General features: G+C 66.6%; 1 pseudogene. It reads left to right on the forward strand.

The features are described from left to right. A pseudogene (locus RB628_RS41855) lies at positions 1 to 308 on the forward strand (hypothetical protein); the annotation flags it as partial.

Genomic DNA, 308 nt, shown 5'->3' on the forward strand with positions numbered 1-308 from the left:
CTGCTGGCGATCGACAAGGTCGCCGGGGAAGGGCTGGACGCACCCGTGTTGGACACATTGTTCCTGGCCAGCCCCATCTCGTTCAAGGGCCGGGTGATTCAGCAGGTCGGCCGGATCATGCGCAACACCGAAGCCAAGAAGAGCCACGTCGAGGTCCACGACTACCTCGACTCGGAGGTACCGCTGCTGGAGCGAATGCACCACAAACGCCGCAGGATCCTCGACCGCCGAGGATTCACCACCGCGGCCCCGCCACGATCGGACCCGCCGTCGGATCGGACACCGCGTCCCGGCAGCGAACGCGGCAC

The organism is Streptomyces sp. ADMS (assembly GCF_033441795.1).
Classification (GTDB): Bacteria; Actinomycetota; Actinomycetes; order Streptomycetales; family Streptomycetaceae; genus Streptomyces.